Source organism: Ancylobacter sonchi, assembly GCF_018390695.1.
Classification (GTDB): domain Bacteria; phylum Pseudomonadota; class Alphaproteobacteria; order Rhizobiales; family Xanthobacteraceae; genus Ancylobacter; species Ancylobacter sonchi.
The window spans coordinates 661,227-685,983 of sequence record NZ_JAHBGF010000028.1; the positions used below are offsets into that span (position 1 = coordinate 661,227).

General features: G+C 67.2%; 22 protein-coding genes. 16 read left to right on the forward strand and 6 right to left on the reverse strand.

Annotated elements, in window-relative coordinates; translation table 11 throughout:
• Positions 1–9: 9 nt before the first annotated feature.
• From KHC28_RS18440 to KHC28_RS18450, 3 genes are all read right to left on the reverse strand, one after another.
• Positions 10–522, reverse strand: a complete 513-nt coding sequence (locus KHC28_RS18440; RefSeq protein WP_214009779.1) for a tripartite tricarboxylate transporter TctB family protein — start codon at positions 520–522, stop codon at positions 10–12.
• A gap of 70 nt (positions 523–592) precedes the next feature.
• Positions 593–1,615: a Bug family tripartite tricarboxylate transporter substrate binding protein gene (locus tag KHC28_RS18445; RefSeq protein ID WP_214009780.1), complete on the reverse strand. Its 1,023-nt coding sequence runs from the start codon at positions 1,613–1,615 to the stop codon at positions 593–595.
• Positions 1,616–1,768: 153 nt separating this feature from the next.
• Positions 1,769–4,741 carry an FAD-binding and (Fe-S)-binding domain-containing protein gene (locus KHC28_RS18450; RefSeq protein WP_214009781.1) on the reverse strand — a complete coding sequence of 991 codons (2,973 nt, stop codon included), beginning with the start codon at positions 4,739–4,741 and terminating at the stop codon, positions 1,769–1,771.
• A gap of 180 nt (positions 4,742–4,921) precedes the next feature.
• On the opposite strand from KHC28_RS18450, the gene KHC28_RS18455 reads away from it, so the two are divergent.
• The 8 genes from KHC28_RS18455 (at position 4,922) to KHC28_RS18490 (ending at position 13,340) form a co-directional block, all read left to right on the forward strand.
• Positions 4,922–6,127, forward strand: a complete 1,206-nt coding sequence (locus KHC28_RS18455) for a pyridoxal-phosphate-dependent aminotransferase family protein (RefSeq protein WP_214009782.1) — start codon at positions 4,922–4,924, stop codon at positions 6,125–6,127.
• Between the two features lie 108 nt (positions 6,128–6,235).
• Positions 6,236–6,922, forward strand: a complete 687-nt coding sequence (locus KHC28_RS18460) for a GntR family transcriptional regulator (protein WP_214009783.1) — start codon at positions 6,236–6,238, stop codon at positions 6,920–6,922.
• Positions 6,923–7,124: 202 nt separating this feature from the next.
• Positions 7,125–8,129, forward strand: a complete 1,005-nt coding sequence (locus tag KHC28_RS18465; protein ID WP_214009784.1) for a Bug family tripartite tricarboxylate transporter substrate binding protein — start codon at positions 7,125–7,127, stop codon at positions 8,127–8,129.
• A gap of 108 nt (positions 8,130–8,237) precedes the next feature.
• A complete protein-coding gene (locus tag KHC28_RS18470; protein ID WP_214009785.1) occupies positions 8,238–8,744 on the forward strand; it encodes a tripartite tricarboxylate transporter TctB family protein in 507 nt (168 codons plus the stop codon).
• A 28-nt stretch (positions 8,745–8,772) separates the two neighbouring features.
• Positions 8,773–10,305: a tripartite tricarboxylate transporter permease gene (locus KHC28_RS18475; RefSeq protein ID WP_214009786.1), complete on the forward strand. Its 1,533-nt coding sequence runs from the start codon at positions 8,773–8,775 to the stop codon at positions 10,303–10,305.
• An 83-nt stretch (positions 10,306–10,388) separates the two neighbouring features.
• Positions 10,389–11,132, forward strand: a complete 744-nt coding sequence (locus KHC28_RS18480; RefSeq protein WP_214009787.1) for a GntR family transcriptional regulator — start codon at positions 10,389–10,391, stop codon at positions 11,130–11,132.
• Between the two features lie 103 nt (positions 11,133–11,235).
• Positions 11,236–12,504: a CaiB/BaiF CoA transferase family protein gene (locus KHC28_RS18485; RefSeq protein WP_214009788.1), complete on the forward strand. Its 1,269-nt coding sequence runs from the start codon at positions 11,236–11,238 to the stop codon at positions 12,502–12,504.
• Positions 12,501–13,340, forward strand: coding sequence for an enoyl-CoA hydratase/isomerase family protein (locus KHC28_RS18490; RefSeq protein ID WP_214009789.1), 840 nt, complete (start codon positions 12,501–12,503; stop codon positions 13,338–13,340). Before KHC28_RS18485 ends, KHC28_RS18490 begins: the two co-directional genes overlap by 4 nt.
• Positions 13,341–13,392: 52 nt before the next feature.
• Here KHC28_RS18490 and KHC28_RS18495 read toward each other — a convergent pair whose 3' ends face one another.
• Both KHC28_RS18495 and KHC28_RS18500 read right to left on the reverse strand, forming a co-directional pair.
• Entirely contained in the window at positions 13,393–14,415 is a 1,023-nt protein-coding gene (locus tag KHC28_RS18495; protein WP_214009790.1) for an LLM class flavin-dependent oxidoreductase, read from the reverse strand.
• A gap of 145 nt (positions 14,416–14,560) precedes the next feature.
• Positions 14,561–15,448, reverse strand: coding sequence for a LysR family transcriptional regulator (locus KHC28_RS18500; protein ID WP_214009791.1), 888 nt, complete (start codon positions 15,446–15,448; stop codon positions 14,561–14,563).
• Positions 15,449–15,536: 88 nt separating this feature from the next.
• On the opposite strand from KHC28_RS18500, the gene KHC28_RS18505 reads away from it, so the two are divergent.
• Positions 15,537–15,953 (forward strand): CidA/LrgA family protein, encoded by a 417-nt coding sequence (locus KHC28_RS18505; protein WP_214009792.1) that lies wholly within the window; start codon positions 15,537–15,539, stop codon positions 15,951–15,953.
• Positions 15,931–16,638, forward strand: a complete 708-nt coding sequence (locus tag KHC28_RS18510; RefSeq protein WP_214009793.1) for an LrgB family protein — start codon at positions 15,931–15,933, stop codon at positions 16,636–16,638. The genes KHC28_RS18505 and KHC28_RS18510 overlap by 23 nt, the downstream gene beginning before the upstream one ends.
• A 33-nt stretch (positions 16,639–16,671) precedes the next feature.
• Here KHC28_RS18510 and KHC28_RS18515 read toward each other — a convergent pair whose 3' ends face one another.
• A complete protein-coding gene (locus KHC28_RS18515; RefSeq protein WP_214009794.1) occupies positions 16,672–18,348 on the reverse strand; it encodes a B12-binding domain-containing radical SAM protein in 1,677 nt (558 codons plus the stop codon).
• A gap of 268 nt (positions 18,349–18,616) precedes the next feature.
• On the opposite strand from KHC28_RS18515, the gene KHC28_RS18520 reads away from it, so the two are divergent.
• The 6 genes from KHC28_RS18520 to KHC28_RS18545 all read left to right on the forward strand — a co-directional run bounded on the left by KHC28_RS18520 (position 18,617) and on the right by KHC28_RS18545 (position 24,706).
• Complete coding sequence (locus KHC28_RS18520; protein ID WP_214009795.1) at positions 18,617–19,438, forward strand: FadR/GntR family transcriptional regulator; 822 nt, start codon at positions 18,617–18,619, stop codon at positions 19,436–19,438.
• Positions 19,439–19,602: 164 nt separating this feature from the next.
• Entirely contained in the window at positions 19,603–20,802 is a 1,200-nt protein-coding gene (locus tag KHC28_RS18525) for a mandelate racemase/muconate lactonizing enzyme family protein (RefSeq protein WP_214009796.1), read from the forward strand.
• Between the two features lie 11 nt (positions 20,803–20,813).
• Positions 20,814–21,584 carry an SDR family oxidoreductase gene (locus KHC28_RS18530; protein ID WP_214009797.1) on the forward strand — a complete coding sequence of 257 codons (771 nt, stop codon included), beginning with the start codon at positions 20,814–20,816 and terminating at the stop codon, positions 21,582–21,584.
• A gap of 88 nt (positions 21,585–21,672) precedes the next feature.
• Positions 21,673–22,707, forward strand: coding sequence for a TRAP transporter substrate-binding protein (locus KHC28_RS18535; RefSeq protein ID WP_214009798.1), 1,035 nt, complete (start codon positions 21,673–21,675; stop codon positions 22,705–22,707).
• 140 nt (positions 22,708–22,847) lie between these two features.
• Positions 22,848–23,429 carry a TRAP transporter small permease gene (locus KHC28_RS18540; protein WP_214009799.1) on the forward strand — a complete coding sequence of 194 codons (582 nt, stop codon included), beginning with the start codon at positions 22,848–22,850 and terminating at the stop codon, positions 23,427–23,429.
• Complete coding sequence (locus KHC28_RS18545) at positions 23,426–24,706, forward strand: TRAP transporter large permease (RefSeq protein WP_214009800.1); 1,281 nt, start codon at positions 23,426–23,428, stop codon at positions 24,704–24,706. The genes KHC28_RS18540 and KHC28_RS18545 overlap by 4 nt, the downstream gene beginning before the upstream one ends.
• Positions 24,707–24,757 lie beyond the last annotated feature (51 nt).

Consider the following 24,757-nt stretch of genomic DNA (forward strand, 5'->3'; position numbering starts at 1 on the left):
GTCCTCCCGTCAGAAACCGAAGGCCGCTTCGAGCGGACCTTTGGGCATGAGCACGTTGAACTGGACGTCGAAGACGTAGAACATCAGCGCCGAGAAGACGAAGCCGGTGAGCAGCGATTTCCAGAGCTTCAACTTGCCGACGAACACCATGAAGGCGGCGATGAAGATGAAGCTGGCCACATAGAGCCCGATCAGCTGCACCAGGAACACGAAGCCGATGGTGGGCAGGAACACCCTGAGCACCCGGCCGAAGGCGGAGCAGCCGACGAAGATTTCCTCGCGCAGTTCCTCGCTGCGCAGCGCGGCGACGATGCCCCACAGGCTGGAGCCGCCGAGCAGCACCGAGAGATAGAACGGGAAGTAGCCGGCCTGCGGCCCGTCCGGCGCCCAGCCGGCGCCGATGCGCCAATTGTCCCAGCCGAGGAAGATCGACAGGCAGAAAAGCAGCGCCATCACCGCCAGCTCGACGCTGCGCGTCGACACCAGGGCGGGATCGACATCCGCGTGCGGTCCATCCGACATCGGAATTCTCCAGAAGAGGTCGTGAGCGGACGTGCCGGCGCGTGGCCGCACCGGCACGCGGCAGATCGCGTCAGTTGGTGGCGACGAAGCCCGCCTGGGTCATCAGGTCGCGATAGAGCGCCTCGTCCTTCTCGAGGAACTTCACCATCTCCGGCCCCTTAAGGTCGGAGGGCTTCAGCGCCTGCTTCTCGAGGTAGTCCTTGAACTCCGGGGTCTCGACGAGCTTGCCGAGCAGGTCCTGGTAGAAGGCCACCTGGTCCGGCGTCACGCCGGAGGGCAGGAACACGCCGCGCAGCATGATCCACTGGAAGTCGATGCCCTGCGACTTGCAGGTGGGGATGTCCTTCCAGGATTGATCGGCAGTCACCTTGGCCGGGTAATTCATCGGCTCGGTGTCGAACACGCACAGCGCCCGCACCTGCCCGGCGCGCCACACGGCGACATTCTCCGAGGGGTTGTTGACGTTGACCTTGATGTGGTCGCCGACCAGCTGGGTCGCCGCCTCGCCGCCGGACTTGTAGGGGATGTAGCTGAACTTCACCCCGGCGATGCGCTCGACGGTGGCGGCGAGGATGTGGTCCTCGCGCTTGGAGCCGGTGCCGCCGAGCTTGAAGGCGCCGGCCGGCTCCTTCTTCACCGCCTCGACGAAGTCCTGCGTGGTCTTGTAGGGCGAGCCGGCATTCACCCACAGCACGAAATTGTCGAAGGCGAGGATGCTGACCGGGGTGAGCTTGCGCCAGTCGAAGGGCAGCTTGTTGGCGAGCGGCAGCGTGTAGATGGCCGAGTTGGAGATGACCATCTTGTAGGGGTCGCCGGCGCTGCCCAGCATGTCCATCAGCCCCTCGCCGCCATTGGCGCCGCCCTTCAGCGTCACCACGATCGGGGTGGGCGAGAGTTTGTTGTTCTGGATGGCGGCCTGCATCATGCGCGCCATCTGGTCGGAGGCGCCGCCGGCGCCGGCCGGCACGATGATCTCCACCGGCTTGGTCGGCTGCCACGCCGCCATGGCCGAGGACAGGGCGGTGGCCCCAAGGCAGGCGGTCACGCAGGCGGTCAGCAGGGCGGCGCGTTTGGCGACGAAGCTCTTCAGCATGCGATGTTTCCTCTCTTGTTCGGGCGCCCGATTGCTTCGGGTCGGCCCAGGCGTTTCCTCAGATTTTTTGAGTTATGAATTCATAATGCAAACAGGAAGCAAGTGACGCAAGTACGTTTTGAGCGGATCGGGGATGAGCGCGGCCCCGCCCGACTATTCGGCGGCCTCCAGCCGGCGCCCCTCGCCTACCCGCGCCGCCGCCACGCTCGCCGCCAGCACCTGGACGACGTGAACCGCCTCGCGGGCGGCGCCGTCATGGATCTGGTGGCGACAGGAGGTGCCGTCGGCGACGATCAGCGTGCCCGGCCCGGCCTTGCGCACCGCCGGCAGCAGTGACAGCTCGGCCATGGCGAGCGAGGTGTCGATGGTCTCGGCGTGATAGCCGAAGGCCCCGGCCATGCCGCAGCAGCTACTCTCCACCACCTCCACCGCAAGGCCCGGCACCAGCCGCAGCGCCTTCTCCACCGCCCCCATGGCGCCGAAGGATTTCTGGTGGCAGTGGCCGTGCAGCAGCGCGGTGTCCGCCACCGGCGCCAGAGGCAGTTGGAAGCGGCCGGCATCGATCTCGCGGGCGATGAACTCCTCGATCAGCAGCGCATGGGCGGCAAGGCGCTGCGTCGCCTCGCCCGGCAGCAGGGAGGGCAATTCGTCGCGGAAGGCGAGCAGGCAGCTCGGTTCCAGCCCGATGACGGGGACGCCGCGCGCGACGAGGGGCGCGTAGGTGTCGATCACCCGCCGCGCCTCCGCCCTCGCCTCCTCGACGAGACCGGCGGACAGGAAGGTGCGCCCGCAGCACAGCGGCTGCGACCGGCCATCGACCGGGCGCGGCAGATGCACGCGATAGCCGGCGGCGGTGAGCACGGCGAGCGCGGCGTCGAGGTTCTCGCTCTCGAACCAGCGATTGAAGGTGTCGGCGAACAGCACCACCTCGCGGCCGTCAGCCGGGCCGACGGCAAGCGCGCCCTCGCGGAAACCGTCCGAGCGCCAGCGCGGCAGGCTGCGCCGGGCGCTGAACTGCGCCAGCTTTTCCGAGAGCTTCGCCGCGCCCGGCAATCGGTCGCGCAGATTCATCAGCCACGGCACGCGGGAGGCGAGCCCGGCATAGCGCGGCAGATAGGCGACGAGGCGCTGATGGAGGTTGATGCCCTTCGCCTTCGCCCGCGCCGCCAGCACCTCGATCTTCATCTTGGCCATGTCGACGCCGGTCGGGCATTCGCGCCGGCAGCCCTTGCAGGAGACGCATAGCTTCAGCGTCTCCATCATCTCGTCGGAGGCGAGCGCATCAGGGCCGAGTCGGCCGGAAATGGCGAGCCGCAACGTGTTGGCGCGCCCGCGCGTCACGTCGCGCTCGTCGCGGGTGACGCGGTAGCTCGGGCACATCACGCCGCCCGCCGCCTTGCGGCAGGCGCCGTTGTTGTTGCACATCTCGATGGCGCCCTGCAGGCCGCCGCCCTCGCCGGAATAGCCGGTCCAGTCGAGCGCCGCGCGGATCGGCTCCACTTTGTAGTCGGGTGCGTAGCGGAACAGCGAGCGGTCGTCGAATTTCGGCCCGCGGACGATCTTGCCGGGATTGTAGAGCCCGGCCGGGTCGAAGCGGTCCTTCACCTCCTCGAAAGCGCGGGTGAGCCGCGAGCCGAACATCGCCTCGTGGAACTCCGAGCGCACGATGCCGTCGCCATGCTCTCCGGAATGCGAGCCCTTGTATTCGCGCACCATGGCGAAGGCTTCCTCGGCGATGGCGCGCATCGCCTTGACGTCCTTCTCCTGCCGCAGGTTAAGCACCGGGCGGACATGCAGGCAGCCTTCGGAAGCGTGGGCGTACCAGGTGCCGCGGGTGCCGTTCCTCTCGAACACCTCTGTCAGCCGCGCCGTGTAGTCGGCGAGGTGTTCGAGCGGCACCGCGCAGTCCTCGACGAAGGAGACCGGCTTTCCCGCCTGCTTCATCGACATCATGATGTTGAGGCCGGAGGTGCGCACATCGGCGATGGCGGCCTGCAGGCCGGCCTCGCGCACCGGCACGACACCGCCCCATCGGGCGCCGTCGCGATCCCAGCCGAAGCCGAGATCGCCCATGGTGTCGGCAAGCAGCTTCAGCCGCCGCTCATTCTCCGCCTCGTCCTCGGCGAACTCGACCAGCAGGATCGCTTCCGGTCTGCCCTGCACGAACTGCTTCAGCGTCGCCTGGAACATCGGGATCTCGCTCGCCAGCGCGAGCAGGGTGGCGTCGACCAGCTCCACCGCGATGGGTTTCAGCTTCACCAGATGCTGCGCCGCGTCCATCGCCGCGTAGAAGCTGCCGAAATGGCAGGCGCCGATCACCTTCTTGCCGATCAACGGCCAGAGCTTGAGCTCGACCCGCGTCGAATAGGCGAGCGTGCCCTCCGAGCCGACGAGGATATGGGCGAGGTTGGTGCCGCGCTGGTCCGGCACCAGCGCGTCGAGATTGTAGCCGCCGACCCTGCGCTGCACCTGCGGGAAGCGGGCAGCCACCTCGCCGGCCTCGCGGCGGCCTATGTCGAAGAGGTCGCGCGCTAGCGGCGCCAGCGACGAGTCCGGAGGCAGGCCGGCGAGGTTGTGGTCCACCGGCCCGAAATGCGCCGGCGTGCCGTCCGCCAGCACGGCGTCGATGGACAGCACGTTGTCGCGCATGGTGCCGTAGCGCAGCGAGCGGCCGCCGCAGCTGTTGTTGCCGGCCATGCCGCCAATGGTAGCGCGCGAGGCGGTCGACACGTCGACCGGAAACCACAGGCCGTGCGGCTTCAGGGCGCGGTTGAGATCGTCGAGCACGATGCCCGGCTCGACGACGCAGCGCCGTCCGGCCACGTCGAGATCGAGGATGCGGTTCAGGTGCTTCGAGCCGTCGACGATCAGCGATTCGTTGATGGTCTGGCCGCATTGCGAGGTGCCGCCACCGCGCGCGGTGACCGGAATGCCCTCGGCGCGGGCCAGCGCGATGGCGCGCTCTGCCTCCTCGACGCTGCGCGGCACCACCACGCCCAGCGGCATGATCTGGTAGAACGAGGCGTCCGTGGCGTAGCGGCCGCGATTGAAGCGGTCGAACCACACATCCCCCGACATTTCCGCCTTCAGGCGCCGTTCCAGTCCCGGCGCCAGCCGTGCCGCCATGGTGCTTGCTCCCTGCTACCGCGCTCTTCATGTCGCGAACGACATCGGCGGGCTTGACTGCATTCTGCATTCATAATTCATTTGTGCAAGAGGTCACGGATCGGGAAGCTCGGTTCCCACCGGATGGAAAGGATGGCCGAAGGCGCGGGGACCGCCGCGCGGCCAAGGGAGAACACGCCGATGTCCAGCAATGCCGCCCGTGTCGCGGGTCGCCATTTCCTTCAGATCCCCGGCCCGACGCCGGTGCCGGACCGCATCCTGCGGGCCATGGACATGCCGACCATCGATCACCGCGGGCCGGAGTTCCAGAAGCTCGGCAAGCGCGTGCTGGAAGGCATGAAGACGATCTTCAAGACCGCCAATCCAGTGATCATCTATCCCGCCTCCGGCACCGGGGCGTGGGAGGGCGCGCTCGCCAACGTGCTGTCGCCCGGCGACAAGGTGCTGATGTTCGAGACCGGGCATTTCGCCACGCTGTGGAAGAACATGGCGCTGAAGCTCGGCCTGAAGCCGGAGTTCATCGCCTCCGACTGGCGCATCGGCGCCGATGCCGACGCCATCGAGGCGCGGCTGCGCGAGGACAAGGCGCACGAGTTCAAGGCGGTCTGCGTCGTCCATAATGAGACCTCGACCGGCTGCATCTCGCGCATCGACGAGGTACGCCGGGCGATCGACGCCGCCGGCCATCCGGCGCTCTTGATGGTCGACACCATCTCGTCGCTGGCCTCGATCGACTACCGCCATGACGAATGGGGCGTCGATGTCACCGTCTCCGGCTCGCAGAAGGGGTTGATGCTGCCGCCCGGTCTGTCCTTCAACGCCATTTCCGACAAGGCGCTGGCGGCGGCGAAGGCCTCGACCATGCCCAAGCTGTTCTGGTCCTGGGAGGAGATGCTGCCGCACAACGCCAAGGGCTTCTTCCCCTACACGCCCGGCACCAACCTGCTCTACGGCCTCGCCGAAGCGATCGACATGCTGCACGAGGAAGGGCTCGGCAACGTGTTCGCCCGCCACGACCGCCATGCCGAGGCGACGCGCCGCGCCGTGCGGGCCTGGGGCCTCGAGGTGCTGTGCCGCGACCCGAAGTATTATTCCTCCTCGCTCACCGCGGTGCTGATGCCCGACGGCCACGACGCCGACGCCTTCCGTGAGAAGACGCTCGACCATTTCGACATGTCGCTCGGCACCGGCCTCACCAAGCTCGCCGGCCGGGTGTTCCGCATCGGCCATCTCGGCGACACCAACGATCTGACCATTCTCGGCGCGCTGTCCGGGGTGGAGATGGGGCTGTCGGTGGCCGGCGTGCCGCACAAGAAGGGCGGCGTGCAAGCCGCCATGGACTATCTCACCGACTGCGCGGTGAAGCCGCTGCAAGCGGCCGCGTAAGCCGCATCGCCCCGGCTAGCTTGCGAAATTTGCCGGCCGGGGCAATTTATGAGCGAATCGTCGCTCCTCCGTTCACTCGCGTGGCGGGCATCGAGAGTAGATCGTCGCATGGTGCCGTCCGAAACCGCCCTCATTCCGCGCCGCAGCCTGCATCATGAGCTGGCCTCCCAGCTGCGCGACATGATGGTGCGCGGCGACCTCAAGGCCGGCGACAAGATCAACGAGCAGGCGCTGTGCCAGCGCTTCGGAGTCTCGCGCACCCCGCTGCGCGAGGCGCTGAAGGTGCTCGCCAGCGACGGGCTGGTGATTCTCGCCCCCAATCGCGGCGCCAGCGTCGCCCGCATCAGCCCCGGCGAGGTCTACGAGCTGTTCCCGATCATGGGCGCGATGGAGGCTCTGGCCGGCGAGACCGCCTGCGCCCGCGCCACCGACGCCGACATTGCCGGCGTGCAGGCGCTGCACGACGAGATGCTGGCCTTCTACCGCGCCGGCGACCCCGCCGGTTATCTGCGGCTCAACCGCCAGATCCACGAGAGCTTCTTCGAGATCGCCGGCAACGCCTCGCTCACCCAGCTCTACCGGACGCTGATGGTGCGCATCCACGCCGTCCGGTTCACCGCCCAGAAATCGATGGAGCGCTGGCGCGAGGCGGTCGAGGACCATGAAGAGATGATGGCCGCGCTGAAGGCGCGCGACGGCGCCCGGCTCGGCGCCATCCTCAAGGAGCACCTGCGCCACAAGGCGGCGATGGTGCTGGAAGCCTTGAGCCAGCTCGATACCGAAGCCGCCGAGTAGCGTCTCTCCCACGCAGGTTCCCCTCCGCGATCGCAGCGCTTCCAGCGCGGCGCGTACTCCCGTGCGCGCCGAGCTGGTCTGTTTGGAAGTCGCGCAGAAAACGTAATCTGTAATTATTGATTTGAAATGAGCGATGCGATAGCGTCGCCTCAATAAGTGCGGACAGCCACGATCCGCCCAACAAATCCAATGGGAGAGACTGATGCCGAAACACGCCCTTACTGCGCTTGCGCTCTGCCTCGGCCTTGCCGCGCCAAGCGTTGCCCTCGCCGAGTGGAAGCCCAATCGTCCGGTGGAGTTCGTGGCGGCGGCCGGCCCCGGCGGCGGCACCGACACCTTCGCCCGCGTGGTGCAGTCGGCACTCAGCAAGAACGAATTGCTGACCACGCCGATCATCGTCAGCAACAAGGCCGGCGGTTCCGGCGCCGAGACCTTCATCTATGCCAAGACGAACAAGAGCGATCCCTACAAGCTGTATTTCGGCACGCAGGACGCCTATGTGCTGCCGCTCGCCAACAAACTGTCCTACAGCCTGAAGGATCTCACCCCGATCGCCGCGATGGTGTTCGATCCCTTCATCCTGTGGGTGAACCCCAAGACCTCCGGCATCGAGGACGTGAAGGGCTTCATCGCCAAGGCCAAGGAAGCCCCCGGCCAGCTCAAGCTCGGCGGCGCCAAGGCGAAGGAAGCCGACGAGACGCTGATGACGCTCATCGAATATTCGACCGGCGTCGACCTCACCTACATCCCCTACAAGAGCGGCAGCGAGGCGGCGATCCAGGTCGCCGGCGGCCACATCACCGCCAACGTCAACAATCCCAGCGAGAGCGTCGAACAGTGGAAGGCCGGCGTGCAGAAGCCGCTCTGCGTGTTCGAGAATGAGCGCCTCGCCGACACCACCGTGATCGCCGACGGCATGTCCTGGCACGACGTGCCGACCTGCAAGGAGGCTGGCATCGCCGTCGACAGCTTCGCCCAGCCGCGCACCATCTGGGCGGCGGCGGACCTGCCGCCGGAGGCCCTCGCCTATTACACCGACCTGTTCACCAAGGCGGCGGCGGCCCCCGAGTTCAAGTCCTATCAGGAGCGCGGCGCGCAGATCCCGCGCCTGCTGACCGGCGACGCCTTCAAGGACTTCATCAAGAAGCACGAGGCGAGCTACGCCGAGATCTACAAGCGGAACGGCTGGCTGCGCGCCGAGCAGTGAGGCACTTCGAGATCGTCCCGCGCTCGTTCCCCCCCCGCGGGCGATCCCCTTGCGGACGGCGCACGGTCGCCGTCCGTCCTTCCCTCCCGCCGCGTCGGAGTGAGGCATATGGATATTTCGCGCAGCACCATGGACATCGCCGCCGCCTGCGTCACCGCCGCCGTCGGCGCGGTGGTCTGCTACGGCGCCACGCTGAACGGCTTCGCCTGGGGGCCTTCCGGGCCGGAGCCCGGCTATTTCCCCTTCTATGTCGGCTGCCTGATCATTCTCGGCAGCGCCGGCACCATCGTGCAGACGCTGCTGCGCCGTAACGCGGCGGGGCACACGGCCGGACATGCCGACGCGGATTCCTTCCTGGACGGCGAGCGGCTGCGCACCATCGTCGCCTTCTTCCTGCCGATCGTCGCCATGGTCGCCGTCTCGGCCTGGCTCGGCCTCTATATCGGCATGGGCCTCTACATCTTCTACGCCCTGCGCGTCGCCGCCGGCTTCCGCACCCTCTCCTCGCTGCTGGCGGCACTGGCGGTGGTGGCGGTGAACTTCGTCATCTTCGAGAAGCTGTTCATGGTCCCGCTGCTCAAGGGACCGATCCTCGAAGCCTTCGGCATCTACTGACGAACAATAAAACATCGAGGGACGCGCCATGGGCAATTTCGGGCAATTGATGGACGGCTTCGCCGTCGCACTCACCGCCCATCACCTGATGATCATGGTGATGGGCGTGCTTCTCGGGCTGGTGGTCGGCGTGCTGCCGGGCCTCGGCGCGCCGAACGGTGTGTCGCTGCTGCTTCCGCTCACCTTCACCATGGACCCGATCTCCGCCATCATCCTGCTGACCTCGATGTATTGGGGCGCGCTGTTCGGCGGATCAACCACCTCCATCCTGTTCAACATTCCCGGCGAGCCCTCCTCGGTCGCCACCACCTTCGACGGCTACCCGCTGGCGAAGCAGGGACAGGCGGCGCGGGCGCTCACCCTCGCCTTCACCTCCGCCGGCATCGGCGCGCTGACCGGCGTGCTCGTGATTACCCTGCTGTCCGGCTGGGTGGCGAATTTCGCGCTGCGCTTCGGCGCGGCAGAGTATTTCGCCGTCTATTTCATGGCGTTCGCCAGCTTCATCGGTATGTCCGGCGGCTCGCCGTTCAAGACGCTGGTGTCGATGATGCTCGGCTTTGCCGCCGCCACCGTCGGCATCGACACCATTTCCGGCGAGGCGCGCCTCACCTTCGAGTTCGACGAGCTAATCGGCGGCATCAGCTTCCTCATCGCCGTCATCGGCCTGTTCGGCCTCGGCGAGTTGCTGCTCACCATGGAAGAGGGGCTGAAGTTCGAGGGCGTGAAGGCCAAGCTCGACATCCGCGTCATCGCGCGCACCGTCGCCGAAGTGCCGCGCTACTGGGCGACGCTGATCCGCAGCGCGTTGATCGGCTGCTGGATGGGCATCACGCCGGGCGGGCCGACCGCGGCCTCGTTCATGAGCTACGCGCTGGGGCGCCGCTTCTCCCGGCGCGGCCGCTTCTTCGGCAAGGGCGAGCCGGAAGGCATCGTCGCGCCGGAGACCGCCGACCATTCCGCCGGCTCCTGCGCCCTGCTGCCCATGCTGGCGCTCGGCATTCCCGGCTCTGCCACCGCGGCGGTGATGATGGGCGGCCTGATGATCTGGGGCCTGTCGCCCGGGCCGATGCTGTTCACCTCGCAGCCGGACTTCGTGTGGGGCCTCATCGCCTCGATGTATATGGGCAACATCATCGCCGTCGTGCTGGTGCTCGCCACCGTGCCGCTGTTCGCCTTCATCCTGCGCGCGCCCTTCACCGTGGTCGGGCCGCTGATCACCGTCGTCTGCGTCATCGGCGCCTATACGGTGGCGAACCACATGTTCGACGTCTGGCTGGCGCTCGGCTTCGGCATCGTCGGCTATGTGTTCAAGAAGCTCGACTACCCGCTCGCCCCGTTCGTGCTCGCCATGGTGCTGGGCGACAAGGCAGAGGATTCCTTCCGCCAGGCCATGCTGACCTCGGATGGCTCGCCGGCGATCTTCTTCTCCAACGGCCTCGTCGCCACCATGATGGGCCTCGGCCTGCTGCTGCTGTGCCTGCCGGTGATCTCGGCCCTCATCAAGGGCGGCCGGGGGCCGAAGGACGGCACCGCCGCCGCGCCGGAAGGGAGGTCGGCATGATCGACTTTCCGATACCGGCGGTTCCCGCCTATTCTTCAACCGGGAAACGCACAGGCTCGCAGAAGCCGCCAGGAAAAGACCATATGTCCTCCGCCCCTATCGTCCGCCATTCGCTCCATGAATCCCTTGTCGCGCCGCTGCGCGAGATGATCCTGCAGGGCGAGCTGCGCCCGGGCGAAAAAGTGCCGGAGGAACAGCTGAGCGAGCGATTCGGCGTGTCGCGCACGCCGATCCGCGAGGCGCTGAAGGTGCTGGCGGCGGAAGGCGTGCTGCAGATCCTGCCGCATCGCGGCGCCATCGTCGCCCGGATCACCGAGGAGCAGATCGAGGAGCTGTTCCCGATCATGGCCTCGCTGGAGCGGCTCGCCGGCCTTTTGGCCTGCCAGAACGCCACCGACGCCGATATCGCGCGGGTGCGGGCGCTGCACGAGCGGATGCTGGAATGCTACGCGTCCGGCGACGAAATCGAGTATCTGCGCCACAACCGGTTGATCCACGAGGCGTTCTTCACCCTCGCCGGCAACGCCACACTCTCGGCCTTCTACCAGCAGATTCTCACCCGCATCCACGCCTGCCGCTTCGTGGTGCGCAAGAACCGCGAGCACTGGCAGGCGGCGGTGGACGAGCACACGCAGATGATCGAGGCGCTGGAAGCGCGCGACGCGCCGCGCCTCGCCGCCCTGCTGGAGACCCACGTCACCGGCACCACGGCCGGCATCGCCCGCGCCTTCATCCGCCGCATCGACACCGATAGTGCACCGGCGGAAGCGTCGCCGGCCAAGCCCCGTGCGCGCGGCCGCCGCCTCTCGGGCGCCCTCACCGACTGACCGCATCGCCGCTTCGCGTCACCGTTCCCCTCGGGGAGCGGCTTCCGCATTCGTAATTATTGATTGTGCATGCGGGACTCGCCCGCAGAAAGGCTCGAAACCGATGACCGATCTTCTGGACCATTCGCGGGAGAAGCCGGGCACCCAGCGCCGGGCCGACGAAGCGCCGGCGCCGCGCCCCCTCCCGCTGACCGGGGTGCGCGTGCTCGACGTCAGCCAGGTGATGGCCGGGCCCTATAGCTGCATGCTGCTGGGCGATCTCGGCGCCGACGTCATCAAGATCGAGCCGCCGGGCACCGGCGACCAGACGCGCGGCGCCATGGGGTTCAAGATGAAGGGGCCCGACAGCATGGGCTTCCTCAACATGAACCGCAACAAGCGCTCGGTGGCGGTGAACCTCAAGAGCGAGGCCGGTCGCGAGCTGTTCTACGAGCTGGTCAAGAGCGCCGACATCCTGGTCGAGAACTACCGGCCCGGCGTGATGAAGAAGCTGAAATGCGATTATGAGACGGTGCGCCAGTACAATCCGCGCCTTGTCTATGCGTCGATCTCCGGCTTCGGCCAGTCCGGCCCGTGGGCGGGTCGGCCCGGTTTCGATCTGATGGCGCAGGCCATGTCCGGCGTGATGAGCGTCACCGGCCATCCCGGCGGCCTGCCGGTGAAGGCCGGCGTGCCGGTCGCCGATATCGGCTGCGGCCTGTTCGCCACCTATGCCGTGCTCGGCGCCTATATCGGCGCCAAGAACACCGGCGAGGGCCAGTATATCGACGCCTCGCTGTTCGAGGCGGCGCTGGCCTTCTCGGTGTGGGACATCTCGGAATATTGGGGCCGCGGCACTGAGCCCATCCCGCTCGGCACCGCCAACCGCATGAGCGCGCCCTATCAGGCGGTGAAGTCCAAGGACGGCTATTTCGTCATGGGCGCCACCAACCAGAAGCTCTGGCTGCTGCTCTGCGACACGCTCGCTCGCCCCGAACTCGTCGAGGATCCGCGCTTCAAGACCAATCCCGACCGCCTCGCCCATCGCGAGGTGCTGATCGAGGAACTGGAGAAGACCTTCGTCACCCGTACCTCGGACGAATGGGTGGAAGCGCTGCTGGCCGTCGGCATCCCGGCCGGCACCATGTATACCTATCCCGAGGCGTTCGAGAGCGAGCACGGGCGCCATCGGCAGATGCGCATGGAAATCGACCATCCGAACGAGGGCAAGGTGTCGAATATCGGCTTCGCGGTGAAGCTCACCGGCACGCCGCAGGAGGTTCGCCGCCATCCGCCACTGCTCGGCCAGCACACCGACGAGGTGCTGAAGGAGATCGGCCTCGACAGCGCCGCCATCGACGCCCTCACCGCTCGCGGAGCCTTCGCGTCATGAACGCCGTCGCCAAACTCGAAGCCGCCCCCCCCGAAGCCGGCCAGCCGGTGAACCCCGCTCCCGAGGACGGCCAGGGTGCCGTCCGCCTCGTGATCGAGGGAGCGGTGGCCCGCCTCACCTTCGACCGGCCGGCGGCCCGCAACGCCATGACCTGGCGGATGTACGAGCAGCTCGCCGATGCCTGCCGCACCATCGCCGCCATGCCCGAGGTGCGGGTGGCGGTGCTGCGCGGCGCCGGCGGCAAGGCGTTCATCGCCGGCACCGACATCGAGCAGTTCCGCTCCTTTACCTCCGGGGCCGACGGCATCGCCTATGAGGAGAAGGTCGAGCACTATGTCGGCGCGCTGGAAGCGCTCGCCGTGCCCAGCATCGCCGTGGTGGAAGGCTGGGCGGTCGGCGGCGGCATGGCGCTCGCCAATGCCTGCGATTTCCGCGTGGCGACGCCGGGCTCACGCTTCGGCGTGCCGATCGCCCGCACGCTCGGCAACTGCCTGTCGGCGTCCAATGTGCAGCGCCTAGTAGCGGCGCTCGGGGTCAGCCTGGTCAAGCGCATGCTGCTGCTCGCCGAAACGCCGAAGGCCGAGGAACTACCGGCCGGCTATGTGACGGTGGTGCCGCCCGAGCAGATCGACGCTCATGTCGAGGAGCTCTGCACCCGCCTCGCCGCGCACGCGCCGATCACCCTGCGCGTCACCAAGGAGATGCTGCGCCGGCTCGCCCACGATCCCGATGCCGCCGATGCAGATCTGGTTCGCGAGACCTATGGCTCGGCCGATTTCCGCGAAGGCGTCGAGGCCTTCCTCGGCAAGCGCCCGCCGAACTGGTGCGGGGAATAGCGGCGGGTGGCGAGAGGCGCACGCCCCTCGCCGCGCCTTCTTCGCCCGTCGCTCAGCGCCAGCCCATGGCCGGCGCCACATGCGTGAGGATCGCTTCGATCACGTGGGCGTTGTAGGCGACGCCCAGCTGGTTCGGCACGGTGAGCAGCAGCGTGTCGGCCTCGGCGATCGCCTCGTCGGCCTTCAGCTGCGCGACGAGTGCGTCCGGCTCGGCGGCGTAGGATCGGCCGAAGATGGCGCGCGTCTTCTCGTCGATGAAGCCGATCGAATCCGCCTCCTGCCCGGAACGGCCGAAATAGACGCGGTCCTGATCGCTCACCAGCGCGAAGATGCTGCGGCTGACCGAGACGCGCGGCTCGCGTGCATGCCCGGCCTCTTTCCACGCCGCGCGATAGGCGCGAATCTGCGCCGCCTGCTGCACATGGAACGGCTCGCCGGTCTCGTCGTCCTTCAGCGTCGAGCTTTGCAGGTTCATGCCGCGCTCAGCCGCCCAGATCGCCGTCGCATTGGAGCCGGCGCCCCACCAGATCCGCTCGCGCAGGCCTTCCGAATGCGGCTCCAGCCGCAACAGGCCCGGCGGGTTGGGGAACATCGGGCGAGGATTGGGCTGGGCGAATCCCTCGCCCTTCAGCACTTCCAGCAGCGCCTCGGCATGATTCCGGCCCATATCGGCGTCGCCCTGCCCGTCGGGCGGCGCGTAGCCGAAATAGCGCCAGCCGTCGATCACCTGCTCCGGCGAGCCGCGGCTGATGCCGAGCTGCAGCCGCCCGCCGGCGATCAGGTCGGCGGCGCCGGCATCCTCGGCCATGTAGAGCGGGTTCTCGTAGCGCATGTCGATGACGGCGGTGCCGATCTCGATGCGCGACGTCCGCGCCCCGACCGCCGCCAGCAGCGGAAACGGCGAGGCCAGCTGGCGGGCGAAATGATGCACGCGGAAATAGGCACCGTCGGCGCCCAGCTCCTCGGCAGCGACCGCCAGCTCGATGGATTGCAGCAGCGTATCCGCCGCCGAACGGGTCTGCGAATGCACGGAGGGCGTCCAATGCCCGAACGACAGAAAACCGATCTTTTTCACGATGATCCCGCGACTGGGAAAAGGGAAAGTTCGCGCCAAGTCTAGGCCGGCGTCGGCACCGCGCCTATCCGGATCGCGCGAGCAACGGTGCACGGCAGGGATGCGCGCCAGGCATGCGCGTAAAGCATGCTCAAAGCGACTACGCTCAGGCCGGGCGGCCGTGTACCTCTCGCACCAGCGCCAGCCACGCCTTCGCCGCCTCCGTGAGGAAGGCGCCGCGTCGCCAGACCATCGCCATCACCCATGCGGTGCCGGGTTCGTCGAGCAGCACCTGCGCGACCGTCGGCGTGCGGCGCTGCTCGGCGATCAGCCGCGGCAGGAAGGCGACGCCGAGGCCGGCCGCCACCAGCTGCACCATGAAGTCGATCTGGCTGCTCTGTGCCACCACGTCCGGCTCGAAGCCGGACCGCCGGGCGGCGTCGAGGATGATGCGGTGCAGGGTGAATCCGCTGTCGAACAGGATCAGCGGCGTCTCCCTGAGGTCGCTCATGGCGAGGTTGTCGCGGGCGCCGAGCGGATGCGCCGCCGGCAGCAGCGCCACCAGCGGCTCGCCGCCGACCTCCTGCCATTCGAACTCCTCCGCCGTCGGCAGCAGCATGCCGGCGAAGTCGATCTCGCCGGCCCGCAGGCTCGCTTCCAGCTCGTCGCTGCCATGCTCGGTCAGCCGCACCTCGATGCCGGGGTAGCGGCGGCGATAGATGGCGAAGAGCGGGGCGAACAGAGTTGCGCTGCCGACCGGCGGCAGGCCGAGCTTCAGCACCCCGCGCTTCAGGCCGCGAATCTCGTCGAGTTCGGCGAGGAGATCGTCGCGGTCGGCGAGCAGCTTCACCCCCCGGCGATAGACCACCTCGCCCACCGGCGTCAGCACGCTGCGGTGGCCGATGCGGTCGAGCAGCGGCGTGCCGATCTCGTCCTCCAGCTGCTTCACCGCCTTGCTGACGGTGGACTGGGTGGCGAACACCGTCTTCGCGGCTTGCGAGAAGCCGCCCTGCCGCACGACCTCGACGAAGGCGCGAAGGGTTCGGAAATCCATGAAATTCCATAATGGAATAATTTGTAGTCAGTCAATTCATTTTGATCATGATGCATCGCGACATACATAAAGCGGCGAGAGGTATGTCATGTCGTCCCGCACCGTCATCGCCTACGCCACCCATGTGCTGCGTCACAGCGCGCCGCTGCAGGTCGGTGTCGTCATAGGCTTCTGGCTGGCCGGCGAGGGAATCGTGCGGCTGTTCGGCCTGCCTCTGCCCGGCGGCATCGTCGGGCTGGTGATCGTGCTGGCGCTGCTCGCCAGCCGGCGGATCAAGACCCGCAGCATGCGCCGGGGTGCCCAGTGGCTGCTGGCCGACATGCTGCTGTTCTTCGTGCCGGCGGTGCTCGCCGTGCTCGATCATCAGGAGTTGCTCGGCCTCACCGGGTTGAAGATCCTCGCGGTCATCCTCGTCAGCACCGTCAGCGTGATGATCGCCACCGCCTTCACCGTCGACCGCTGCTATCGCTGGAGGGCCGATCATGCCGGATCCGCTCCTCATTGATTCCGCCCTGCGCATCCTGCTGTGGTCGGCTGTCACGGTCGGCTTCTACTGGGGCGCCAAGCAGATTTATCGCCGCTGGCCGCGCTGGTGGCTGTCGCCGCTTTTGGTCACGCCGGTGCTGATCGCCGCCGTGGTGCTCGCGCTGCATGCGAGCTACCGCGACTATATCGGTGGCACGCACTGGCTGGTGCTGCTGCTCGGCCCGGCCACGGTGGCCTTCGCGATCCCGATCTACGAGCAGCGCGGGCTCATCCGCCGGCACTGGCCGGTGCTGCTGATCGGCATGCTGGTCGGCAGCGGCACCTCGGTGCTGACCAGCTGGGCGCTGGCGACGCTCGCCGGCCTCGACGGCCCGCTGCGGCTCAGCCTGCTGCCGCGCTCGATCAGCACGCCCTTCGCCATGGAAGTGTCCGGCGATATCGGCGGCATCCCTGATCTGACGGCGGTGTTCGTCGTGATCACCGGCATTGCCGGCGCGGCGATGGGCGACATCATCCTGGCGCGGGTGCCGATCGGCTCGGCGCTCGCCCGTGGGGCGCTGTTCGGCGTCGGCGCGCATGGCGCCGGCACCGCTCGCGCCGCCCAGATCGGCGAGACGGAAGGCGCCGTCGCCGGGCTGGTCATGGTGCTGGTCGGCCTGCTCAACGTGCTGGCGGCTCCGCTCGTCGCCCAGCTACTCCGATAGGGCTCGCCCCTATCTGAGGAGGAGCGGCCGCGTTCAGGCATGCGCCGCGTGCCGCCCGGGAACGGCGATCACAGGTTCCTCGATCAGTTCCGCCGGCATGATCGCCGGCTCGTGCCAGCGGTCGGCCTCGAGCTCGGCGATGCGGGCGTCGAGTTCGGCGATGACGTGGCGGGAGAACGGATAGAGGTGCAGGAACAGCACCATGTTCATCATCGCCGCCTCCAGCGCGTCGGGATTGCGGCGGGCGCAATCGATGAAGGTGGCCCAGAAGTGCCGGGCGATGTCGGGTCCCTGGAACGTCAGCCGCCCGCAGGCGCGCATCAGCACATGGAGCTCCTTCATCGCCTCGCGCAGGGGCGGCCTGGGGCCCAGCGGACGGCGCTTCAGCTTGCGGGTCATTTCCCGCACCCGCTCGAAGAAGGCCTGCGGCGTGTAGATCTCCTCGATCACCCGCCGATAGTCCTTCAAGATCTCGACGCGCGGACGCAGCGTGGTGAAGTTGAGCCCGCCGGTGCACTGGTCGCCGGCCTCGGGCAACGCGACATTGTAGCCCTCGAACAACCGCCCCTCGCGCCGCAGCCGCCGCATCAGCTGGGTGTTGGGCAGCGCGTGCAGCAGCCCGACCATGGCGACCGGAATGTTGCTGGACTGCACGCAGTCGATCATCGGCGTCGCCATGTCGCCGCGCTCGGTGTCGAAGCCGACGATGAAGCCCGCCGTCACATAGATGCCGGCGGCATAGATGCGCTCGACGCTGTCGGCGATGCTGCGCCGGGTGTTCTGCTTCTTCTGCATCGCGACCAGCGTTTCCTGGTCGGGGCTCTCGATGCCGGTAAAGACGACGAAGAAATTCGCCGCGCTCATCATGGCGAGCAGCTCGGCATCGTCAGCGAGGTTGAGCGACGCCTCCGTCGAGAACATGAACGGATAGTCGTTCGCCTGCTGCCAGCGGGTCAGTTCCGGCAGGAATTTCTTGATCGCCTTCTTGTTGCCGATCAGGTTGTCGTCGACGAAGTCGACATGCCCCCGGTAGCCCAGCTCGCGTAGCCGATCGAGTTCGGCCAGCATCTGGCCGTTGGTCTTGGTGCGGGGCACCCGGCCGTACAGCTCGATGATGTCGCAGAACTCGCAGGTGAACGGGCAACCGCGCGAGAACTGCACGCCGACATAGAGGTAATCGTTGAAATCGATCAGGTCGAAGCGCGGTATCGGGCTCGCCTCGACATTGGCCTTGAACTTCTCGGCGTCGAACCGCCCGGTCCGCGCCCCGCTCTCCCACGCCTCGACGAAGCGGTCGATGATGCCCTCGGCCTCGCCGAGGACGAGAAAGTCGGCACGGGCATAGACCTCCGGGTTGGAGGTCGGGTCCGGCCCGCCGAGGCACACGGGTTTGCCGAGCCCCTGGCAGCGATCGACGACCGCCAGAGTGTCGTTCTGCTGCGGCAGCATCCCGCCGGTGAGCACGAGATCGGCCCACAGTATGTCGTCGTCGCGCAATTCGCTGGCATTGCGGTCGACCAGCCGAAGTTCCCAGCTGTCCGGCAGCAGGGCGGCGAGGGTCATCAGGCCGAGCGGCGGCGCCACACTGCGGGCGCCGTAGAGCTCGTAGGCCGGCTTGAAGTTCCAGAAGGAATTCGGGTTGAAACGAGGAAAGACCAGCAGCACCCGCGGACTGGAACGAGCAATGCAGGCTGCGTCTTGTTCATGCATCTATTGACCTCAATGAAAAACACGGATCAACCGACTGCCAACATTTGCCGTCTTCCGAGGCAGCTTAACAGATTGCTCCTCGCCTCCTATCGAAAATGCATGGCTCGCGGATCACAACATACCGCGCGCCCTTTCCGGACACGAATAAATCGGCTCGGCCTTCCCCGTGCCTTCTGCGGGCGAAGGAGAACAACCAAAAGTGGCCGAAAGCAGCCCGTGCGACAAAGAGGGCTTTGACTCCTCAATCATCATACGTATGATGTTTCGCATGACGCTTTATCGCAGCACCCTCGCCCGGCTCGGCAAGGATATCTGCGCCGGGATCTACCCTCCCGGCCAGGTGATCCCGGCGGAGCCCGTGCTGTGCGTTCATCTCGGGGTCAGCCGCATCGTGGTGCGCGAGGCGATCAAGGGCCTCGCCTCGAAAGGCATGGTCGAGGCGCGCCGCCGCACCGGCACCGTGGTGCTCGACCCCAGTCGCTGGAGCCTGCTCGACCCGGAGGTGATGATCTGGCGCGCCGAGGCCACCGGCATCGACCGCGCGCTGGCCAACGACATCATGGAACTGCGCCGCATCGTCGAGCCCGCCGCCGCCCGGCTCGCCGCCGAGCGGGCGAGCGCGGCGGAACTGGCAGCGCTGCGCGCCGCCTTCGACGCCATGGCCGGCGCCGTCGCCAGCCAGCCCGACTATGTGGCGGCCGACCTCGCCTTTCACAACGTGATTATCCGCGCCTGCGCCAACCCCCTCGTCAGCCAGTTGCAGAGCGTGATGTCGACCGTGCTGCGCATCGGCTTCGAGCGGGTGGCCGCGACGCCCGGCGGCCCGGAACGCTCGCTGCCGCTGCACCGTACCGTCTGCGAGGCGATCGAGCAGCGCCGGGGCCTCGATGCCGAGGCCGCCGTGCTCGGGCTGCTCGACCTGGCGGAGAACGATCTGCGGCAGATTCTCGACGCCGAGGGCTCGATGAGCGCCGAACCGCCGCCCGCCGCGCGCAAGCGCGCCGCCCTATCCCCCCGCCGCCAAGCGGGTGCCAATAACGAAAAGAACAAATCCAGGAAGGAAACCCATGACGATGTCGTTCCGAGCTAGGCCCGCGCCGCCCTCCCGATGGGCCGCCTCTCCCACGGAAATCTTCAGCCGGTAATCGTCGCCGCGCGGCCGCCTGCGATGTCGCGCGTTCCGGTTGCCTTCGTCGGTCCCGCTGACGCGGTCGCGGGCCTGTGTCCTGTGCCGGCTTCACATTCGTTGCGAACATGAAAATCACCGCCATCGAGACCATACGCCTCGCCGAATTCGCCAATCTGCTCTGGGTCCACGTCCACACCGACGAGGGCGTGGTGGGGCTGGGCGAGACCTTCTACGGCGCCGCCGCCGTGGAGGCGCACATCCACGACACGCTGGCCGGCCGCCTCATCGGCCGCGATCCCTTGCGCATCGAGGCGCTGAACCGCGAGATGGTGAACCTGCCGCTGGCGCAGGCCTCGACCGGCGTCGAATACCGCGCCGCCTCCGCCATCGACTTCGCGCTGTGGGACATTTTCGGCAAGGTGTGCAACCAGCCGGTCCACCAGATGCTCGGCGGCCTCGCGCATGACAAGCTGCGGCTCTACAACACCTGCGCCGGCTACAAATATGTCCGCTCGATGAGCATCAAGCCGGTCTCCACCTGGGGCATCGGCGAGGCGGAGGGGCCGTATGAGGACCTCGACGCCTTCATGCACCGCGCCGACGAACTCGCCGAGAGTCTGCTCGACGAAGGCATCACCGCGATGAAGATCTGGCCCTTCGACCCGGCCGGCATCGAAACCGGCGGCAACTACATCACCGCCGAGCAGATGAAGGCGGCGATCGTCCCGTTCGAGAAGATCCGAAAGGCGGTGGGCGACAAGATGGAGATCATGGTCGAGTTCCACTCGCTGTGGAACCTGCCGACCGCCAAGAAGATCGCCCGCGCGCTCGAGCCCTACGCGCCGACCTGGTACGAAGACCCGATCCGCATGAACTCCCCGCAGGCGCTGGCGGAATATGCCCGCTCGACCGATGTCTGGGTCTGCGCCAGCGAGACGCTGGGCTCGCGGTTCGCCTATCAGGACTTCCTGAACGTCGATGCCGCCGGCGTGGTGATGGTCGATCTGTGCTGGACCGGCGGCCTCACCGAGGGCCGCAAGATCGCCGCGCAGGCCGACACCTATCATCGCCCCTTCGCGCCGCATGACTGCACCGGCCCGGTCGCCTTCATCGCGGCGATCCATTGCTCGTTCAGCCAGCCCAACACGCTGATCCAGGAATCGGTCAGGGCGTTCTATCGCGGCTGGTACAACGAGCTCGTCACCGCCATGCCACATATCGAGAACGGCTACGCTTATCCGATGGAGGGAGCCGGGCTCTGCGTCGAATTACGCCCCGAGGTCTTCAAGCGCGACGACCTCACCGTCCGTCGCAGCGCGCTCTGAGGGAGGGTCGCATGTCGCTCGAACTGTTCTCGCTCCAGGGCAAGACCGCCCTCGTCACCGGCTCGGCGCGCGGCCTCGGCCTCGCCATCGCGCGTGGCCTCGGCAAGGCCGGCGCCGCCGTCATCCTCAACGGCACCGATGCCGGCCGGACCGCCGCCGCCGCCGAGACCCTCGCGGCCGAGGGACTGGACGCCACCGCGCTCGCCTTCGACGTCGCCGACGACGCGGCGGTGCTGGCCGCCTTCGCGCGCCTCGACGCCGAGGGGCGCGAGGTGGACATACTGGTCAACAATGCCGGCATCCAGTTCCGCAAGCCGATGCTGGATCTCGATCCTGCCGACTGGCGGCGCGTCCTCGACACCAACCTCACCAGCGCCTTCCTGATCGGGCGCGAGGCGGCGCGGCGGATGATCGCCCGCGGCCGTGGCGGCAAGATCGTCAATATCGGCTCGCTGATGAGCGAAGTCGCCCGTCCGACGGTCGCACCCTATACGGCGGCCAAAGGCGGGATCAAACTGCTCACCCGCTCCATGGCCGCCGAATGGGCCGAGCATGGCATCCAGTCGAATGCCATCGGCCCCGGCTACATGGCGACCGACATGAACGAGGCGCTGATGAACGATCCCAAGTTCGACAGCTTCGTGAAGGGCCGCACCCCCACGCGGCGCTGGGGGTTGCCGGAAGAGCTCGTCGGCGCGGCGGTGTTCCTCGCCTCGCCGGCCTCGAACTACGTGAACGGCCAGATCATCTATGTCGACGGAGGCATGCTGGCCGTTCTCTAGACTACCGCGGCGCCACCGCGGAAAGACCCAGACCCAAAGACTGAAGACCCAAAAGAACAACAACAATATTCCCAAGGAGAGAACCCCGATGAAGTCCCATCTTGGCATGAAGCCCCATCTTGGAATGCGCGTCGCCTATGCCGCCCTGATCGCCGCCACCACCCTGCTCGGTGCCGGCGCGGCCTCGGCGGAGATCAAGGCGAAGATCGGCCACGCCATGCCGGATTCGCACCCGCAGGCGGCGGCGATGAACAAGTTCGCCGAACTGGTCGGCACCTACACCAATGGCGACGTGAAGGTGCAGACCTATTCCGGCGCCCTGCTCGGCAGCGACGAGAAGCAGCTGCAGGCGGTGCAGGCCGGCACCCAGGAATTCTACATCGGCACGCTGGCGCCGCTGTCGACCCGGGTGAAGGAAGTACAGATCTGGGATCTGCCCTTCATGTTCCAGAACACCAAGGAGGTCTATGCGGTCCTCGACGGCCCCTCCTCCAAGAAGATCTTCGAGAAGATCGAGCCGACCGGCCTCGTCGGCCTGACCTGGAGCGGCATGGGCTTCCGCAACCTGTCGAACAGCCGGCACGCGGTGACCAAGCTCGAGGACGTGTCGGGGCTGAAGCTGCGGGTGATGGCCAATCCGGTGGCGCTCGACACCTGGAAGACCATCGGCGCCAACGCCACCCCGATGCCGTTCTCCGAGGTGTTCCCCGCGCTGGAGGTGAAGGCCATCGACGGGCAGGAGAACCCGCTGCTGCACATGTACGCCAACAAGATGCAGGAAGTGCAGAAGTACATCTCGCTGACCAACCACGTCTACACGCCGGTGGCGCTGGTCGCCTCGAAGAAGTTCTGGGACAAGCTGACCCCGGCCGATCAGGACGGCATCCGCAAGGCGGCGGTCGAGGCCGGCCTCCTGCAGCGCAAGCTGCTCGACGAGGGCGACCGCGAGGTCATCGGCAAGTTCAAGGAGGCCGGCGTCGAGGTCGATGCGGTGCCGCCGGAGCAGCTCGCCCGCATCCAGGACCAGGTGAAGCCGGTGGTCGCCAAGTTCAAGGACCAGATCGGCGGCGAGTTCGTCGACGGCTTCTACGCCGAGATCGCCAAGGCGCGCGCCGGCAACTGAGCCGATCCGGGGAAGGGCGGCCCGCTCACGGGCTGCCCATCCCCTTCGTCTTTCCGATCGCCTGAGGAACGGCACGATGCCCACGGCATCGACGGCCGGGTCGGCGTGTCCGTGCCCCTCCCCACTCCCGAGGTGTTCCGATGAACCAGCTGCTGAAGGCGGCGGTCGCCGCGTTCTACCGCCTGCTCGAAGTCGTCATGGTCCTGTGCATGGTGGTCATGCTGGTCATGGTCTTCGGCAATGTGATGCTGAGGCTGTTCTTCAACAGCGGCATCGACCTTTCCGAGGAAATGCCGCGCTTCGCCTTTGTGTGGCTGACCTTCCTCGGCGCCATTGTCGGCCTGCACCGGCGCGCGCATCTCGGCGTCGACATGGTGGTCCGGGCGCTGCCGCTCATCGGCCGCAAGATCTGCTGGGGCCTCAGCCAGGCCATCATGCTCGTCTGTGCCGGCTACATCCTGTACGGCACCTGGCTGCAGCACGAGATCATCGCCGGCAACGCCTCGCCGGTGGCGCAGATCTCGACGCTCTGGGTTTATGGCGTCAGCTACGTCACCGGAACCGCCATCGCCATCATCTGCATCGCCAATCTCATCCGGCTGTCCCTCGGCCTGGTCGAGGAGCACGAGCTCATCGACGTCAACGAGGAAGGCATGTCGGAGGTGCAGGAGATCGAGCACGAACTCGCCGACCAGGCTGCGCACAAGGGAGCCGCCCGATGATCGTCTTCGTCTTTGTCGGCTCGCTGCTCGCGCTGATGGCGCTCGGCATGCCCGTGGCCTTCGCGCTGATCGGCTGCGGCCTCGTCATGATGTTCTACATGGGGTTCACCGACCCGCAGATCATCATCCAGAACATGTGGGACGGCGCCAACTCGTTCCCGCTGCTCGCCGTGCCGTTCTTCATGCTGGCCGGCGAATTCATGAACGCCGGCGGCATGACCCGGCGCATCATCACCATGGCGATGGCCTGGGTCGGGCACATACGCGGCGGCCTCGGCTATGTCGCGGTGATGGCGGCGGTGATCATGGCATCGCTGTCCGGCTCGGCGGTGGCCGATACCGCCGCGCTCGCCTCGGTGCTGGTGCCGCTGATGCGCAACGCCGGCTACGACGTCAACCGCTCCTGCGGCCTGATCGCCTGCGGCGGCATCATCGCGCCGGTAATCCCGCCCTCGATCGGCATGATCATCTTCGGCGTCACCGGCGGGGTGTCGATCACCAAGCTGTTCATCGCCGGCATCGTGCCGGGCATCCTGATGGGCGTGGCGATCATGCTGGCCTGGCGCTGGTGCATCAAGCACGACAATCCGCGCACCGAGCCCAAGCGCAGCATGGGCGAGCGGCTCGCCGAGACGCGCGACGCCTTCTGGGCGCTGCTGCTGCCCGTCGTGATCATCGGCGGACTGAAATTCGGCATCTTCACCCCGACCGAGGCGGCGGTGATCGCCGCGGTCTATTCGCTGTTCGTCGGCGTGGTGATCTATCGCGAGATCAAGCCGCGCGACCTGTTCCGCCTCATCTACCGCGCGGCGGAGACCACCGCCGTCATCATGTTCCTGGTCGCCGCCGCCGGCGTCTCGGCGTGGCTGATCACCACCGCCGACATCCCGCAGGCACTGGCCGGGCTCGTCGAGCCGCTCATGGGCAGCCCGATGCTGATGACGGCCGCGCTGATGGTGCTGGTGCTGGTCGTCGGCACCGCGCTCGACTTCACCCCGACGGTGCTGATCCTCACCCCGGTGCTGATGCCGGTGATCAAGCAGGCGGGCATCGACCCGGTCTATTTCGGCGTGCTGTTCATCATGAACAACGCGCTGGGGCTGGTGACGCCGCCGGTGGGCACCGTGCTCAACGTGGTGTGCGGCGTCGCCAAGGTGCCGATGAGCGGGGTGATACGCGGTGTGCTGCCGTTCCTGATCGCCCAGACCATCGTGATGTTCCTGCTGGTGCTGTTCCCGCAGATCGTCATGTGGCCGCTCGCCTGGATGACCCGGTGAAAGCCGGGCATCCACCTACCGTCACTTCCCTTCCCACCCAAGGACCTACGA